This is a genomic window from Bacillus sp. JJ1532 (assembly GCF_036965085.1).
Taxonomy (GTDB): Bacteria; Bacillota; Bacilli; order Bacillales; family Cytobacillaceae; genus Cytobacillus.
In genome coordinates this window covers 1-16,262 of sequence record NZ_JBALOW010000042.1, presented here as the reverse complement: position 1 = coordinate 16,262, position 16,262 = coordinate 1, and the positions used below count along the sequence as shown (strand labels likewise).

Here is a 16,262-nt window from a genome sequence, read left to right as displayed (position 1 = left end):
ATTTCTTTTGCTTTTCATTTTCTGATAAAGTGAAACTTCAATCAGTGGGGTTCAACGTACAGGAAGTGCTAGTGCAGACATTGTGACAGGACGCTGTGTTCTTAGTCTGCCTTCATCCCCCACTGATTGTTAGTTGCTGCCCACAGGATGTGGGTCACACAGACGTTGCCACAGGACGTGGCGTTCTTAGTCTGTGTTCCTATAATCGGGCCTTTACCGGCTGTTGATCCCCACTTGATAATTTTTGTTTTTAGCACTAATTTTTATAGTGGGGGTCTTACAGCCCGTTAATCTGCGATAGAATACGAATATAAAAATGTCATTACATTAAGAAGGATGAGACATGCAAAAGAAAAGCTTAGGCGTTATTGGTGGGATGGGGCCAATGGCCACATCTGTCTTTTTTGAAAAGGTTATTGAAAATACGGTGGCGAATTCTGACCAGGAACATATTAATATGGTTATCCTAAACCATGCGACATTACCTGATCGCACAAGTGTAATTATAAACAAGAAAGAAGAGTTATTTCTAAACGCAGTTGCCAAGGATATGAAGCTTCTTGAAGCGGCATGCGTTGAACACATTGCCATACCATGCAACACCTCCCATTTTTTCTATAATCAAATGCAGGAAATGACGAGCATCAAGATTATTAATATGGTAGATGAAACTTGTAAAGAAATTCATCGAAAACATGGAGATCATAGCAAGGTCGCGATACTAGCTACTAACGGGACAGTTAGCAGCGGCATCTATAGACAGGGATGTCAAAACTATAAGATGGAATTACATATCCCTGATGAGGTCTCTCAAGAGCAAGTAATGAATACAATATATAATATAAAAAGTGATTTGAAGGTAGATACTGCTGCAATTGAACAAATCATTATGGATCTTATATATAGAGAAAATTGCTGCTGTGTTATTCTTGCTTGCACTGAACTATCATGCATGGACTTAAGTGATGATGTCATGAAATATTGCATCGATGCAATGGATGTTCTTGTTGAAAAGTCGATTGAATATTCCGGTGGCATTGTTAAGAATTCAATGAAGTGGGGCAAGCCTTAATCCTTTTGCTTGTGATGTTTAATAGGAACGTTGAATCTTTAAAGGGAGGGATTAATCTTGAAATTAAATGAAGCGGAAAAGTTTAGAGAGTTTTTGAAAGAATCTTTTGGTGATGGAGTCAACATTAGAGAATTAAGGTTATCTGATGAGGAAACAGAATACATTAAAAGAATTTATCCAAAGGCTAGTTTAAATAAAAGCATCCCAACTGAAGCTCCTGACGGAAAGAGATGGTATAAAGTATCCCTTCAGCCTCCTAAGAACGACAGAGAATTACAAGTAAATGATCATCTGGCAGCCATTCAACAAGAAAATCTGCGATTGAAGCGAGAACTTGAAAGGTTAAAGAAAGATAAAAGACGAGCCGAATAATGACTTTTGAAAAATATTATAGATTCAAATATGCTGCCGCCAAGTTTTGCTTGGCGGTTTTTTATGTTTGGAGCCCACTTTATTCGACAAAAAGCACATTCTCTTGAAATATATTTGTAATAATTTTCGGGATTAATTTTTGAACGGACAATGTTATAATATAAAATGTGCGATTATGGGACAAAAAATGACCAATATTGCGAAATTCTTCCATCAATCTCTTTTATGAAATTCTACAATCAGTTACAATTTTCAACATTATTAGTTTTCATACATAATTTTGTATCATTGCAGATTGGAAGATAAAAAGATTAACAGAAATAATTTACATACTGACATGCAAGAAAAAACGAATTAGGTACATAGAAGGGAGAAACGGAACAAAATGAAACGGAAATTTCTCATTCTAGGAATTGGAATCATCGTTGGGCTTGGCAGCTTATTTCCTCCGGTTTCTAATACAGCATACGCAGTCCAAGTGAATAAGCAGCTGGAAAATAAAAAGAAGGATATACAAAACAAACGCTCAACCATTCAATCTGAAATTAATGAAACTCAAGATAAAGTGAATGAAATCAATGCTGAACAGGCAGCTACGACAGCCGAAATTAAAAAATTAGATTTTGCCGTTGCGGATACAAATAATCAAATTCGAGAAAAAGAAGCGCAAATTGAAGAGGCACAACTAGAAATTAAGAGGCTCCAAGAGGAAATCGCCATCCTAAAGGAGCAGATTAAGAAACGGGACGAGCTTCTCAAGGAACGTGTTCGCTCTATTCAGGAAAATGGCGGGGTCATCAACTATGTAGATGTTCTCCTCGGTGCACAAAGCTTTGGCGATTTTATTAATCGTGTAAGTGCTGTAACGACCTTTATGCAGGCCGACAGGGATTTGCTGAAAACTCATCAAGACGACAAGGCAGCCCTTGATCTGAAAGAAGCTGAAATGAAGCAGCAGCTTGAAGAATTAAGCCAGAATAAGGCACAGCTTGAGGAAATGAAGAAAAAGTTAGAAGGTCAAGTAGCTGAGAAGAATAAGCTTCTTGCTCATTTAAATGAACAGGAAGAAAAAATGCATGAGGAGCTTCATGAGCTTGAAGATCAAGCTGGGCTTCTTGCAGCACAAGAAAAGGCCATTAAAAAAGAAATAGAAGCTTGGAATAAGAGACAGCGTGAGCTTGAAGAACAGCGGAAAAGGGCAGCGGCAAGCGGATCATCCGTTGGGCCTATGCCAACTATTTCAAACGGAGCTTTCATGAATCCAACAACAGGCAGACTTACATCTCACTTTGGCCAACGCTGGGGAGCGTTCCATTCGGGGATTGATATTGGGAAAGGCGGCCGTGGGGGATCGATACCAATCGTTGCAGCAGCAGCAGGTTCAGTCATTCGTGCGAATTACGATCGAAGCTATGGAAATGTCGTGATGATCACACACGTTATCGATGGACAAGTAATGACGACTGTATATGGACACATGGAAAGTCTTAGTGTTTCAAACGGCACCCGTGTTGAAAAGGGACAAATGTTAGGCTATATGGGTAGTACGGGTCATTCTACCGGACCACATCTTCATTTCGAAATCCATCATGGCCCATGGAACGGGAGCAGAACGAACGCAGTAAATCCACTTAAATATGTTTCTTATTGATAGATAATCTTAAGATTGAGAGAATGCAAGAAGTTCTTGTGTACTCTCAATCTTTTTTTTTGAAAGAAATAATGTTTGTAGGCCCAAATTAATAAGCCATTATATTTAGAAATTAATCTTCAGTAGATGGTATTGCGTTTATTTAGGTTTAAAATAGTGGGAAAAAAGAAGGAAATTCACCTTTTTTGTCGAATTATTCGTATAATTGGGTCAACTATACTAATTTTGAAATGGGGAGGGGGAGGCTTATGAAGATTATTAAAAATTTTAAAATAAAAAACAAGCTATTTATTTTAATTATAACTTCCATCATATTTCTTATGACGATTAGCGCCATTGGTTATGTATACATGAGTCAAATGTCTAATAATACGAAGGAAATGTATACGGAACGGTTAATCCCAATAAAAAATATTAATCTTATACGGAATAACAATCGTGCGCTTGATTCTTATGTACTAGAATTAATAATAACGGATGATAGAGCAAAGCAGGTTGATTTAGAAACAAAAATTAATGAGAGATTTGAGCAAAACAATCAGCTTATGAAGGAATATGAAGCGACTGAATTGGATGGGGATGAAAAGCAAAACTTCACACATCTTCAAGAGCATCTGAAAGCTTACGAAAGAGAGCTTAATGGAATTGTTGATTTGGCTTTAGCAGGTAAGCGGGAGCAGGCCTATTTGGCGTATTCTACACAGCTTAATAGTGTTAGGGTTTCTGTTAGCGGATATTCAGATGTAATTAGCGACAGCAATATTAAAGCATCTGAACATTTAAATCAGGTCAATGAAGAAATGAAGAACCAGGCAACGATGATCATGCTATTTGTTTCTTTACTTGCGGCTATCCTCTTTACAGGCATTGGATGGGTCATTATTAATCTTATAACGAAGCCCGTGAAGGAAATTCAGAATCTTATGTCAAAGGCTGAAAAGGGCGATTTTACTATACAAGGTAAAATTGATTCCAAAGATGAAGTTGGACGATTAACGGAATCATTTAACAGCATGATAAACGGAATTCAAGGGCTGATCAAACAAGTTTCCCTGACATCTGAACATGTTGCTGCTTCCGCTGAAGAGTTAACAGCAAGTACAGAAATGACAAACAAAGCAACAGAGCATATTGCAAGGACTATTCAAGAATTAGCAGAGGGTACAGATCAGCAGGTTCATAGTGTTGGAGAAACAAAGAAAACTATTAATGAAATGTCTGATGGTGTTCGTCAAATAGCTGGTAATGCGCAAAATGTGTCCGATGCGGCATTAATTACCTCTGAAAAAGCATCTGAAGGAAATGAAACCATTTCAAATGCTATTCTCCAAATGAATTCAATCAATCAAACCGTCTCTTTATTAGGAGATACGATTAAGGGGTTAGGAGAACGGTCAAAGGAAATCGGATCTATTATCGAGGTGATTACAGATATATCAGCTCAAACAAACCTTCTTGCCTTGAATGCGGCAATTGAAGCTGCTAGGGCAGGGGAAAGCGGACGAGGATTTGCTGTTGTAGCTGATGAAGTTCGAAAGCTCGCAGAACAATCAGCTGGGTCAGCTCAAAAAATTTCAACATTAATTACCTCCATCCAAAGTGAAACACAATCAGCTATTTTATCAATGGAACAAGCTTTTACTGAGGTAAATGAGGGAATTGGAATCGTAAATACAGCAGGAGAATCATTCCAGCAAATTCAAAGTGCTGTTAAAGAGGTAGCTAGTGATATACTTGATGTCTCATCGGCTGTCCAGCAAATGGCTGCAAGTTCAGAGCATATTCTTAATGCGATTAATATCGTGAATGAAGTCGCGGCCACAGCTGTAACCGGAACAGAGGAGGTTTCATCTGCAACCGAAGAACAGCTCGCATCCATGGAAGAAATAGCTGCGTCTTCCCTTGCTTTATCGAAAGTGGCAGAGGAATTGAAGCTGTTAATTGGAACCTTTAAAGTGTAGATCTGTAAAAGTGAAATAAAGAAAAGGAATATAAAACGTTAAAAAGCCCGAATCTAGGCAGGTTAGACATTGCCAAAGATTCGGGTTTTGCCATATCGGTTATTTGCTGCCAGGTGCGGGCTGGTCAACACCTTTTACCCGATGACGATGGCCATCGCTTTCAGTTGTATAGAAGTCATAATAATGAACATGCATGCCATTGCCGACAGGGATTGCAGGGCCTGAATAAGCTTTGTAATGGTGATTATGACCATCCTCAAAAAGGACATATCCCTCTGTATAATGAATATGATTCCCGTCCTGGGTTTGGATAGGTGGAGAAGTAATATCTAAACACTGATGGACATGTCCGTCACTAACAGAAGTATAATCTACAGAACCATGATTATGATGAGGCACAAAGCCTAGCTTAAAATCATCTTTTCCTACTCTATTCAACGCACTCACCCCAAAAATAATATTTTTCCCTCTAAATGTATATGCACATAAATTGGATAATAATTCTTGAGAAGTTGTAAACAGATCTTAATTTGGAATTAATGGAAGGATTAAATTATGGATGGAGGAGAAGTGGGGGAAATAATTAAAAGTTATTTTTGCATAATAGTTAAACATGATTAAAGATGTTAATCAAGCGATTGATTAATACGTTATTTTTCAAATTCAATCAAACGTTTGATTAATGATCCGTGCTTACAGCCCCAAGCAATTAAAAATTAATTAAACGTTTGTTTAAAGGCTGAAATCTGGATATTAATTAAACGTTTGATTAATAAATTCTTGGTCAAAATTCACGTGTTTAATAAAATATGGAATATTTTTTAGTATGTAACAGAGTGCAAGGTTATTTCGAGCATTAAGGACAAGTTCTGCTAAAGACGATGACGATTTGTTTTACACTTAAATAAAGCACTGCTTATAAATAAATTACCACTTTGATTAGCGGTGAAAATAGCATACCCTCAGAGGATTATGAACTGAGTACTTTAAAATGATGAGTGAACAATAACGGAACCATAGTCCGCTTTAAATTTTTTCGGACACTCATTACGCTATTTACTAAAAATCCCGCTCCTTCCAAATGCAAGCGGACCCCAGTGTCGTTAATCGATGAAAATCATACAAAATTTATCCATTTTAACCCTAATAGAGGATCCTAAGTCCGATAAACTATGAAATAAAGGCTATTTTGCAAAATAGCGTGACCATAGTCCGCCAATTTGCTCACCCTGAACAATTCTATACGCTTTTTACTTCCTATTTCCATTTAGTATTTTAATATTCATACAAAATCAAGGGTAGTTTGGTCTCCTATTTACAATGTTTCTTCACAAAAACAGAACCACTCATTATTTAGACCCCCCTCTAAATAATTTCTTACAATAACAAATAATTTCCACTAGAATTTCAATCAAACGTTTGTTTAAATGGCTTTTTTCAAAATTTAATCAAACGTTTGATTAGCCGTTTAATGCAACAGCCCCAAGGAGTTGAGGGTTTAATTAAACGTTTGATTAATTAGGTTTTATTCGGATTTAATTAAACGTTTGATTAATAAATAAATCCATTGAATAAATTATCGTAATTGAAGGGTTTTTGAATAATTAATTTATCGCGTTTTTGGTCTCGTTATATTTCGCTGATGAGTCCCCATTACAGCCTCCTCTTAATAATTTCTTACAATAACAAATAATTTCCACCAGAATTTCAATCAAACGTTTGTTTAAATGGCTTTTTTTAAAATTTAATTAAACGTTTGATTAGCCGTTTAATGCAACAGCCACAAGGGATTGAGGGTTTAATTAAACGTTTGATTAATTAGGTTTTATTCGGATTTAATTAAACGTTTGATTAAAACTTTTTCCCGAAAATGCCATGATGCCCCCTGTATTTCGAATAATATCTTTCCACATTGGACTACTCATAATAAAGGGAAACCATTATATTTAGGAGAATAATATAATTAAACAAACGGGACATCATTCATACCATGTTTTAAGGGGTGTTTGCTATGGATATACACATACTTGGTAAGGATTCATTAGAAGCTCAGGGAATCCGCTGGATTATTGAATCACATTTAGCAGGAGTGAGGCTGAGTCAGTGGGATACTATTGAGGAGCTAATTCAGTCTGTACATAAACAGCTGCCACAGCTTGTCATAGTGGATATGGATCGATGGGGCCCCGAAAGTGAGCGGCTATGTAGCCGGCTCCAGCAGCTAAAAATTCGCTGGCTGGGGATTTCTTCGGAACGGATTTTTCAAACGGCGTATCGGGCTCTCCGATTTCGGGCGGAGGATGTTTTGTTTCGCCCTTTTTCAGCAGATGACCTAGTTAAACATATTCAACAGCTTCGTTACCAAACGCGTAATGAACAACCCTTCTATTTGAATCAAACAGCTAGTAAACCTAATCCTGATATGATCGATTACCCGGACCTTTTTTTATCAGATAGAAAGTATAGCTTTCCAATCACAATGGTAGCGTTCTTAACACCTAATCCGGATACTCTTCGCCTTGTGTATGATGCCCTGCAGCGATACTCTTTTCCAGGTAACCATACATTATTTGCCCTATCCGATTTTATCCTTTGTGTTCAGGAAACGGATAAGATTGAAATTTTACAGGAGGTTTATCAATCTTTTTTAACGAAGTGGAAGGAAAGGATGGACGAGCCTTTAGCTATTGTGATTAATATCGAGTCGACCGAATTTTCTCTAAAGGCTAAATACCAGCAAACACGGCAGCTGACGAAGAGGATTTTCTTTGAAGGATACGATATTATTTTAGCGGAAAATGATCAAATGCTTTCTAGAGAATTAGACCCCTTCCTCACTCCTCTTGAACAGCGGCAATGGATTGAGATGCTGGAAAAGCAAAATATACGGGCAATTAAGGACTGGGTAGAACATGAATTTCTGACATATGAAAAGCCATACCCCGATCCTGAAATGGTTCGTATTCGTCTAACAAGTGTGCTTGCCCAAATTCGCAGGCATATGAAGTCATATAATCTTCAAAGTGCAACATTAGAAGCTGCTTACCATGAAATCTTTCAGCAAATTATTCACAAACCAGTCATTTATCAAATTGTTCAAGAGCTTCTCACTTTTACTAGCCGTTTGCTTAATCAGGTTGAAGCCCAGCTTCTTCAGGAAGGTCCGCGTTCTCTAGTTGAAAAAGCAAGAGAATTAATAGAAGCAAATTATTGGGATGCAGGATGGAATCTAGCGGCTTGCGCTGAGGCTCTTCGAATCAATAAAAGCACACTTAGCCGGCGTTTTTCAATGGAATCAGGAATATCCTTTAGGGACCTCCTTCATCAAGTAAGAATTCGGGAAGCAAAACGCCTGCTTCAAGAAACGAATTTGCCCTTAGAGGAAGTAGCAAGATTAACGGGCTATTCCCATCAAACGTACTTTAATTCTAAATTCAAGCAGTATGAATCCTGTACACCGTCAGCATACCGCAGCGGTTATAGTAATTTCTAATATGTTATTGAAAATCATCAAGCTAATGAAACATTTTATAAAAAACAGTAATAATATAAAAATCAGTGCAATAAAGTATAAGATTATCATTATTTTATAAATAGTTATCTGAAATTTCCCTATACAATAAAAATATAAACAAAGGGAGGTAAAGATAATGAAAACAGTTGCAAGTGAAAAGGTTGTACGTTACCGAGGAACAGAATTGAATACAAAGGGCTGGCAGCAAGAAGCGGCACTTCGTATGCTTATGAATAACTTGGATGCTGATGTTGCTGAGCGCCCGGAGGATCTCGTTGTATATGGAGGAATAGGCAAAGCCGCGCGAAACTGGGAATGCTTTGATGCCATTGTAAAATCCTTAAAAGAACTCGAAAATGATGAGACCTTACTTATTCAATCAGGAAAGCCAGTTGCTATTTTTAAATCACATACAGATGCACCGAGGGTTCTTCTTGCAAACTCTAACATTGTCCCTGCCTACGCGAATTGGGATACTTTCCATGAACTCGATAAAAAAGGTCTAATGATGTATGGGCAAATGACAGCAGGCAGCTGGATTTATATTGGTTCACAAGGGATTGTTCAAGGAACCTATGAAACGTTTGCTGAGCTTGCAAAGCAGCATTTTAATAATTCACTGAAAAATACGATTACCGTAACAGCTGGACTTGGAGGAATGGGTGGCGCTCAGCCTCTTGCGGTTACGATGAATGGCGGCGTTTGTATTGGGATTGACGTTGATGAAACGAGAATTGACCGTCGAATCGAAACTCGTTATACAGACGTAAAAACAGATTCTCTCGATAAAGCAATTCAGCTGGCACAGGAAGCTAAGTTAGCTGGCAAGGCTCTATCCATTGGCTTAATCGGAAATGCATCAGATATTTTACCAGAAATGATTGCAAAAGGATTTATTCCAGATGTTTTAACAGATCAAACGTCTGCTCACGATCCACTGAACGGCTATGTTCCTTCAGGAATGTCATTAGAAGCAGCTGCAGAATTACGACAAGCAAATCCAGAGGAATATGTGAAGCTTTCCAAGGCGTCAATGGCAAAGCATGTTCAGGCGATGCTTGATATGATGGAAAAGGGCGCGATTACATTTGATTACGGCAATAATATTCGTCAGGTTGCGAAGGATGAAGGAGTAGAAAATGCATTTGCGTTCCCTGGGTTCGTTCCAGCCTATATCCGTCCACAATTCTGCGAAGGAAAAGGACCTTTCCGCTGGGTAGCTCTTTCTGGCGACCCTGAGGATATTTATAAAACAGACGAGGTAATTCTGCGTGAATTTAGCTATAATACCCATCTTTGCAACTGGATCCGGATGGCTCGTGAAAAAATTCAATTCCAAGGCCTTCCATCCCGCATTTGCTGGTTAGGCTACGGAGAGCGTGCACGATTTGGAAAAATCATCAACGATATGGTAGCAAGAGGTGAATTAAAGGCGCCGATTGTGATTGGACGTGACCATCTTGATTCTGGTTCAGTAGCTTCACCGAACCGTGAAACAGAAGGAATGAAGGATGGATCAGATGTTGTAGCTGACTGGCCAATTTTGAATGCGATGATTAATGCAGTTGGCGGCGCAACATGGGTTTCTGTCCACCATGGCGGTGGCGTTGGCATGGGCTACTCACTGCATGCAGGTATGGTTATTGTTGCAGATGGAACGAAGGAAGCTGAAGCCCGCCTTGAGCGTGTGTTAACAACTGACCCAGGTATGGGAGTTGTCCGACATGTCGATGCAGGTTACGAGCTGGCAGAGGAAACAGCGCGTGAAAAGGGCGTCAATATTCCGATGTTAAAAAAAGGGAATGAATAAGTATGGTAAAACCGATTTGGATTAAACATATTACGCAGCTAGCTACGCTTTCTTCGGAAGTTAAGGGACCGCGTTCTAGGGAAGCGATGTCTGAGCTAGGATTAATAGAGGACGGAAGCCTATGGATTGAAGATGGTGTTGTTCAGGCTGTTGGGACTACGAAGGAACTTGAAAAGCTTTACGCCGCAAGGGTACAAGATGCTGAAATTGTAGATGCTGCTGGGCACTTAGTTACCCCAGGGCTTGTTGATCCACATACACATGTTGTTTATGGCGGCAGCCGTGAACGTGAATTTGAAATGCGTCTTGAGGGCGCAACTTATATGGACATTATGAATGCGGGCGGCGGGATTCATGCGACGACCCGCATGACCCGTGAAGCATCTGAAGAAGAATTGATTGAACAAACAACACACAGACTTAATTCTTTCTTAAAGCATGGTGTGACAACTGTGGAAGGAAAAAGCGGCTATGGGATGAATCTTGAAACGGAATTGAAGCAATTAAGGGTGATGAAAAAGCTGCAGGAATCTCATCCTATTGATCTTGTTCCGACCTTTATGGGGGCGCATGCGGTTCCGTCTGATTTTAAAGGAAGAGAAGATGAATTTGTTGATCATTTAATTGAAGAAATGCTGCCTATAGTAGCAGAGGAAAAGCTAGCAGAGTTTAATGATGTTTTCTGTGAAAAGGGTGTTTATACTCCGGAACAATCAGAGCGTATTTTAGAAGCTGGGAAACGATTAGGCCTAATTCCTAAAATACATGCGGATGAAATTGAACCGTATAGCGGGGCGGAGTTAGCGGCCAAGGTTGGTGCCATTTCAGCTGAGCATTTATTGAAGGCATCAGACGAGGGCATTCAAGCAATGGCCAAATCTGGAACGATTGCTTGCTTACTGCCGGCGACTGCCCTTTACTTGCGTGAACAGGCAGCGGCAGGAAGAAAAATGATTGATAAAGGTGTTGCAGTTGCCATTTCTACTGACTGCAATCCAGGATCTTCACCAACTACTTCTATGCCGCTCGTTATGAATCTAGCATGCATCTCTATGAGACTAACACCTGCCGAAAGCTTAACAGCAGCAACCTATAATGCAGCTTGTGCGATCAATCGTCAGGAAAAGATCGGGTCTTTGGAAGTTGGCAAACAAGCAGACATCGTTCTCTGGAATGTTAAAAGCTATCAAGAATTGCAATATTTATTCGGCGTCAACCATGTGAAATCAGTGTGGAAAAAAGGCGTTCAGGTGGTGTAAGAAATATGAAAGAGAATTGGTTTCAAAAGCCGGAATGGTCTTGGAATAAAGGAGAAGGAGAGCCCACTTATGTTCATCATTGGGTTCGTCCTCTTCATGAAATGAAGGAAAAGCCTGATCTGATTTTATATGGGGCACCGATTTCACGGTCCTCTATAAGCGTATCTGGCGCCTCCTTGTATCCGACTGAATTTCGGCGGATGTGGAAAGGCTTTGCCACCTATAATTTAGATGAGGATGTGGACTTATCTGCCTATCGTGTGGCAGATGCGGGCGATGTTGCCATGCATACAACTGATATTTTGTTATCCCATCAGCGCATCCAATCCTCTACAGCATCAATAGTGGAGGCTTACCCGGAAACGGTAACGTGCATGATAGGCGGTGACCATTCCATAACTGCCTGCTCTATTCGCGGGATTAAGGATGCTTTTCCAAGTGAAACGATTGGGATTTTGCAGTTAGATACCCATCTTGATGTAAGAGATCCTGCTGAACTCGGACCAGCCAATGGGACACCTATCCGGCAATTAATTGATGGCGGCATCGTAAAAGGGGAACATGTTTTTAATATCGGACTGCACGGTTATTTTAATGGAAAGCCGCTAGTTGATTACGCAAAAGAGCATCAGATTCAAATGGTGACTTTAAAGCAGGCACGTAAAAATGGAATGATCAAAACCATTCAGGCTGCCTTAACAAAACTATCAGATCAAGTTGACCGCATTTACGTAACTGTTGATATGGATGTGCTAGATATATCCCTAGCACCAGGTGTACCTGCATCAACTCCAGGTGGAATGACAGCTATTGAATTATTTGAAGCCTTATTGGAAATCGGACAGAATCCAACTGTAAAGCATATTGATTTTGTTTGTTTAGACCCAAGTAAGGATTCCGCTGTGGCAGAAACGGTTAAGACAGGGGTATATGCGTGGATGCAGTTTGTGACGGGGCTAGTAAAAAAGGTCAAGTAGGATTAATAGCATAAATTGATTTTACGAGAAATGGGATCATCTCCTATTTCTCTTTTTATGCGGCCTAGTAATCTATTGGAAGTACCAAATTGACATCCAATATCGGGTTTTGTATAGTAAGTGGCGAGGATTATGATGGGAGTGAATCATTTGATTTCAAACTCTGAATTACAAAATTTAGATCTTATTGATTTAATAAGTGAACGTCATAGCTTGGTCCGAAGAATTTCAGAGAAAGCCTGGAACGATAAAAGTGAGATTTATATCTCAAATTCTGAATGGTATATTATGGCCAGGATTTATAAAAAGAGACCTACTATTTCTTATGTTACAAAAAATGTAAATATTTCTCGCCAGGCGATCCATAAGTTTATTAAAAATCTTTCTGCCAAAGGATTAGTGGAAGTCCATAATGTAGAAAACAACAAAAAAGAGAAGTGTATCCAGCTAACAGCCTTAGGTGAAGAATGCTACGAAAAAAACGAAGCCTTGAAAGCCCAGCTTGAGAATAAAATTGCTGAAAAAATAGGCACTGATCAAGTAAATATGCTTAAAAACTTATTAAAATTAGAATGGGACATTTAAAAGCTAAAAAGAAACTAAAACCCCTCGCTTTGTTAATCTTGTTAACGAAGCAGGGGTTTTTTTAGATCAAAGCAGTCAATATGGAGAAGAATTTATCTATTCAGTTCCCTTAATCAAGTTTATTACCATTTCATTTACCGCATCAAAAGTAAGATTCAATGAAATAGCTAATTCTTTAAACAAAATATTTTGTGTAGAGTTCAAAAGTTTACGATCTTGTTCATAAAGTTTTTTTTCGTTCAGCTCATATTCTATTTTTTTCCTCATCAACGTGTTAACCACTTTAGCAATTTCTTTTCGATCACCAGCATGTACAATTTCACAATAGTCATTGTAACGCATGTTTGCATGTTCAATCCACTTTACCCCTGGATCTTTAAAAGATTCAAGTATTTCATTGGCTTCCTCTTTACGAATTAGTTCAAGCATGACTACTTTATCATTATCTACAGGAGTACTTATCGTTAATTGATGATCATTTTCCATGGGGTGTAATACATAATACGGTCTTGTAATACCTGCAACTGTTTTTTCACAAATATCATCAATTTTACAAATGCCATGTGCGGAATAGATGATTAAATCTCCAATATTAAACATTTGTTCCTCCTCAGATATATTGTCAACTAAGTTAATAATAACTTAACAAAAAAATATTGTCAATTTGGTTGACATTAAGAAAAAATTTTTGATATATTTATGAACATTCGGCTGGTATGCAGGAGGTTACCACGAAAATGGATACAAAATCGCTGATAATCGACATCGCGACAACGATTTTCCAACAAAAAGGAATTAAGGGTGTTGGGTTTATTTAATTTAAAAGGAGATAAAGAGATTTTTATGAATACACAAATTCAAGTGAAAAATCCAAAGATAATGGCATTTATCTTAATGTTTGGTGCATTTATTGGATTATTTGGTGAAACAGCATTAAATATGGCATTATCAAATGTTATGGAGCAATTTTCTATTACAGCTGCAACTGCACAATGGCTAACAACAGGATATTTATTAGTCTTAGCCATTTTAGTGCCGATTTCAGCACTGTTAATGAAATGGTTTACGACTAGACAATTAGTTATTGGGGGACTTATTATTTCGCTGTTGGGAGCGATTTTAGCAGCGTTATCCTTAGATTTTACGATGTTATTAATTGGCCGTTTAGTTCAAGCCATCGGAACAGGTATTCTGATACCGGTTATGACGAGCGTTCTTTTGATTATTTTCCCTGTTCATAAACGTGGAGTTGTAATGGGGCTTATGGGGCTTGTTATTACATTAGGCCCAGCCTTAGGACCAACACTTTCAGGGGTTATTATTAGTACATTGGGCTGGCATTATATTTTCTGGATTAGTGCTATTTTATATGTATTATTGACACTTTTTGCTGTAGCTAAGATTGTAAATGTTTCGGAAATTACAAAACCTAAAATCGATGTTTCATCAGTTGCTTTATCAACAATCGGTTTTGGCGGATTAATTTACGCGTTGGCAACGATGGCAGAAGCAAGCTTCTCATCTCCTAAAGTATGGGCACCATTACTTGTAGGGATTATCGCACTTCTATTATTTGGTATTCGCCAAATGAAAATGCCTCAGCCGATGGTTAATTTACGTGTGTTTAAGTATCCTATGTTTACATTGGGAACAGCGATGATGTTTCTTGGTATTTTAATGATTTTAGCTACTGGAATTTTATTGCCTATGTATCTAAAGGGTGCTTTATTATATAGTGCGATGGTGGCTGGTTTATTATTACTTCCTGGTAATGCCGTCAACGTGGTTATGTCACCGATTGTTGGGACTCTATTTGATAAATTTGGCCCACGTGTTTTTGTCATTATTGGTTCTATTGTTATCTTGATTGCAAATCTCATGTTTGCGTCCGTAATCTCATCAACAACACCTGCTTGGCAGATAATCGTAGCATTTATGATCTTCTTCTTTGGGATAACGATGGTAATGATGCCATCACAAACAAATGCACTTAATCAATTACCGCGTGAATTATATGCAGATGGATCAGCGGCTATGAATACATTGAACCAAGTAGCCGGGGCAGCAGGTACAGCTATCGCGATTACTTTATTTACTGCTGGTCAAAGCGGATATGTGATTGATGTTCCAAATGCTTCCCAACCAGAGGTATTAGCTGCTGGAATAAAATATACCTTCTCCTTTATTACTGGGATTTCTGTAGTTGGGTTAATATGCTCTTTATTTGTAAAAAAATCAAGTGCAGTAAAGGAAAAATCCCCAGCTGCGGTGAAAGCAACAGAAGCAGTACGCGGGTAATAGAATTTCCACTAAGTATCTTTTAAAAGGATATAACAGCTTTTTTCAAATGCTAGAATAGTTTCGAGAAACCATTCGTACAGGTGTTATTTTACGAATGGTTTCTTTTTTCATGAAGAAATAATTTTTTTCGCAATATTATTTATAATGTCTCCTCTGCTCAGAACACCAATGACGCGGCCAGCCCCATTGACTACGGGGAGTTTTTTATAATGATGCCTGGATAATAATCGAATTGTTATTTCAAAATCATCATCAGGTGATACAAAGAGGAGATTTCTTTTTGTCATAATTTCTTTTACTTGTGTATCCAACTTTTCTTTTATTACATCCTCAATTTCCCCATCTTCTATTATATAAACAAGGCCAGCAATACCTATGGGCTTTGGAGACAGGTAGCGTAATATGTCTCCATCTGATACCATACCGACCAAATGACCTTTATCATCAACAACTGGTACACCGCCAATTCGATTGGAATTGAGTAAAGTTAACAATTCCTTGACAGTATTCGAAGGTTTAACAGTAAAAACTTTTGTAATCATAAAGTCTCTTACTTTCATAATAAATCCCTCTCCTTGTATTGTAACCGCATACATTTTTATCTTAACATAATGTTCCCTATCCTTGTAATGATGGAATTTGTCTATTCTATATATTAAAAAAATCACCTACAGCCACTGGTTCCCGCTCCAAGGGTTTTGAGCGGTGAGCGGTTATCATCAGCCCGTTTAGGTGCACGCCCCCGTCCAAAATAGCCCAT

General features: G+C 38.4%; 13 protein-coding genes and 1 pseudogene. 11 read left to right on the top strand and 3 right to left on the bottom strand.

Going from position 1 to position 16,262, the window contains the following annotated elements; genetic code table 11:
- Positions 1-343: 343 nt before the first annotated feature.
- From V7122_RS14300 to V7122_RS25780, 5 genes and pseudogenes are all read left to right on the top strand, one after another.
- Positions 344-1,072: an aspartate/glutamate racemase family protein gene (locus tag V7122_RS14300; protein ID WP_335345115.1), complete on the top strand. Its 729-nt coding sequence runs from the start codon at positions 344-346 to the stop codon at positions 1,070-1,072.
- A 57-nt stretch (positions 1,073-1,129) separates the two neighbouring features.
- Entirely contained in the window at positions 1,130-1,444 is a 315-nt protein-coding gene (locus V7122_RS14295; RefSeq protein ID WP_335345116.1) for a hypothetical protein, read from the top strand.
- 385 nt (positions 1,445-1,829) lie between these two features.
- The gene (locus V7122_RS14290; RefSeq protein ID WP_335353568.1) at positions 1,830-3,095 is read left to right on the top strand and encodes a murein hydrolase activator EnvC family protein; all 1,266 of its coding nucleotides are present in this window, start codon (positions 1,830-1,832) and stop codon (positions 3,093-3,095) included.
- 230 nt (positions 3,096-3,325) lie between these two features.
- Positions 3,326-4,114, top strand: a pseudogene (locus V7122_RS25785) (MCP four helix bundle domain-containing protein); the annotation flags it as partial.
- The gene (locus tag V7122_RS25780; RefSeq protein ID WP_438824788.1) at positions 4,109-5,056 is read left to right on the top strand and encodes a methyl-accepting chemotaxis protein; all 948 of its coding nucleotides are present in this window, start codon (positions 4,109-4,111) and stop codon (positions 5,054-5,056) included. The pseudogene V7122_RS25785 and the gene V7122_RS25780, both read left to right, overlap by 6 nt.
- A gap of 99 nt (positions 5,057-5,155) precedes the next feature.
- Here the strand turns inward: V7122_RS25780 and V7122_RS14280 are convergent, their stop codons facing one another.
- On the bottom strand, positions 5,156-5,494 hold the full coding sequence (locus tag V7122_RS14280; RefSeq protein ID WP_335345119.1) for a YmaF family protein: 339 nt from the start codon (positions 5,492-5,494) through the stop codon (positions 5,156-5,158).
- Positions 5,495-7,067: 1,573 nt separating this feature from the next.
- Here V7122_RS14280 and V7122_RS14275 point away from each other — a divergent pair.
- The 5 genes from V7122_RS14275 to V7122_RS14255 all read left to right on the top strand — a co-directional run bounded on the left by V7122_RS14275 (position 7,068) and on the right by V7122_RS14255 (position 13,201).
- Positions 7,068-8,549, top strand: a complete 1,482-nt coding sequence (locus tag V7122_RS14275; RefSeq protein ID WP_335355509.1) for a response regulator transcription factor — start codon at positions 7,068-7,070, stop codon at positions 8,547-8,549.
- Positions 8,550-8,706: 157 nt separating this feature from the next.
- Complete coding sequence (hutU, locus tag V7122_RS14270) at positions 8,707-10,380, top strand: urocanate hydratase (RefSeq protein ID WP_335355510.1); 1,674 nt, start codon at positions 8,707-8,709, stop codon at positions 10,378-10,380.
- A gap of 2 nt (positions 10,381-10,382) precedes the next feature.
- Positions 10,383-11,639, top strand: coding sequence for an imidazolonepropionase (gene hutI / locus V7122_RS14265; protein WP_335355511.1), 1,257 nt, complete (start codon positions 10,383-10,385; stop codon positions 11,637-11,639).
- Positions 11,640-11,644: 5 nt separating this feature from the next.
- Entirely contained in the window at positions 11,645-12,616 is a 972-nt protein-coding gene (locus V7122_RS14260) for an agmatinase family protein (RefSeq protein WP_335527327.1), read from the top strand.
- Between the two features lie 132 nt (positions 12,617-12,748).
- On the top strand, positions 12,749-13,201 hold the full coding sequence (locus V7122_RS14255; protein WP_335355513.1) for a MarR family winged helix-turn-helix transcriptional regulator: 453 nt from the start codon (positions 12,749-12,751) through the stop codon (positions 13,199-13,201).
- 96 nt (positions 13,202-13,297) lie between these two features.
- Here the strand turns inward: V7122_RS14255 and V7122_RS14250 are convergent, their stop codons facing one another.
- Positions 13,298-13,801, bottom strand: a complete 504-nt coding sequence (locus V7122_RS14250; protein ID WP_335355514.1) for a CarD family transcriptional regulator — start codon at positions 13,799-13,801, stop codon at positions 13,298-13,300.
- Positions 13,802-14,044: 243 nt separating this feature from the next.
- Here V7122_RS14250 and V7122_RS14245 point away from each other — a divergent pair, with 243 nt between their 5' ends.
- The gene (locus V7122_RS14245; protein ID WP_335355515.1) at positions 14,045-15,499 is read left to right on the top strand and encodes a DHA2 family efflux MFS transporter permease subunit; all 1,455 of its coding nucleotides are present in this window, start codon (positions 14,045-14,047) and stop codon (positions 15,497-15,499) included.
- 110 nt (positions 15,500-15,609) lie between these two features.
- On the opposite strand, the gene V7122_RS14240 is transcribed toward V7122_RS14245, so the two are convergent.
- On the bottom strand, positions 15,610-16,062 hold the full coding sequence (locus V7122_RS14240; protein WP_335355516.1) for a CBS domain-containing protein: 453 nt from the start codon (positions 16,060-16,062) through the stop codon (positions 15,610-15,612).
- Between the last annotated feature and the right edge of the window lie 200 nt (positions 16,063-16,262).

Excerpts from the sequence above, each read along its gene's own strand:
- V7122_RS14250 (WP_335355514.1), bottom strand. The coding sequence starts at position 13,801 with ATGTTTAATATTGGAGATTTAATCATCTATTCCGCACATGGCATTTGT.
- V7122_RS14255 (WP_335355513.1), top strand. The coding sequence starts at position 12,749 with ATGATGGGAGTGAATCATTTGATTTCAAACTCTGAATTACAAAATTTA.
- V7122_RS14245 (WP_335355515.1), top strand. The coding sequence starts at position 14,045 with ATGAATACACAAATTCAAGTGAAAAATCCAAAGATAATGGCATTTATC.
- hutU (WP_335355510.1), top strand. The coding sequence starts at position 8,707 with ATGAAAACAGTTGCAAGTGAAAAGGTTGTACGTTACCGAGGAACAGAA.
- V7122_RS14290 (WP_335353568.1), top strand. The coding sequence starts at position 1,830 with ATGAAACGGAAATTTCTCATTCTAGGAATTGGAATCATCGTTGGGCTT.
- V7122_RS14260 (WP_335527327.1), top strand. The coding sequence starts at position 11,645 with ATGAAAGAGAATTGGTTTCAAAAGCCGGAATGGTCTTGGAATAAAGGA.
- V7122_RS14300 (WP_335345115.1), top strand. The coding sequence starts at position 344 with ATGCAAAAGAAAAGCTTAGGCGTTATTGGTGGGATGGGGCCAATGGCC.
- V7122_RS14240 (WP_335355516.1), bottom strand. The coding sequence starts at position 16,062 with ATGAAAGTAAGAGACTTTATGATTACAAAAGTTTTTACTGTTAAACCT.
- hutI (WP_335355511.1), top strand. The coding sequence starts at position 10,383 with ATGGTAAAACCGATTTGGATTAAACATATTACGCAGCTAGCTACGCTT.
- V7122_RS25780 (WP_438824788.1), top strand. The coding sequence starts at position 4,109 with ATGATAAACGGAATTCAAGGGCTGATCAAACAAGTTTCCCTGACATCT.
- V7122_RS14275 (WP_335355509.1), top strand. The coding sequence starts at position 7,068 with ATGGATATACACATACTTGGTAAGGATTCATTAGAAGCTCAGGGAATC.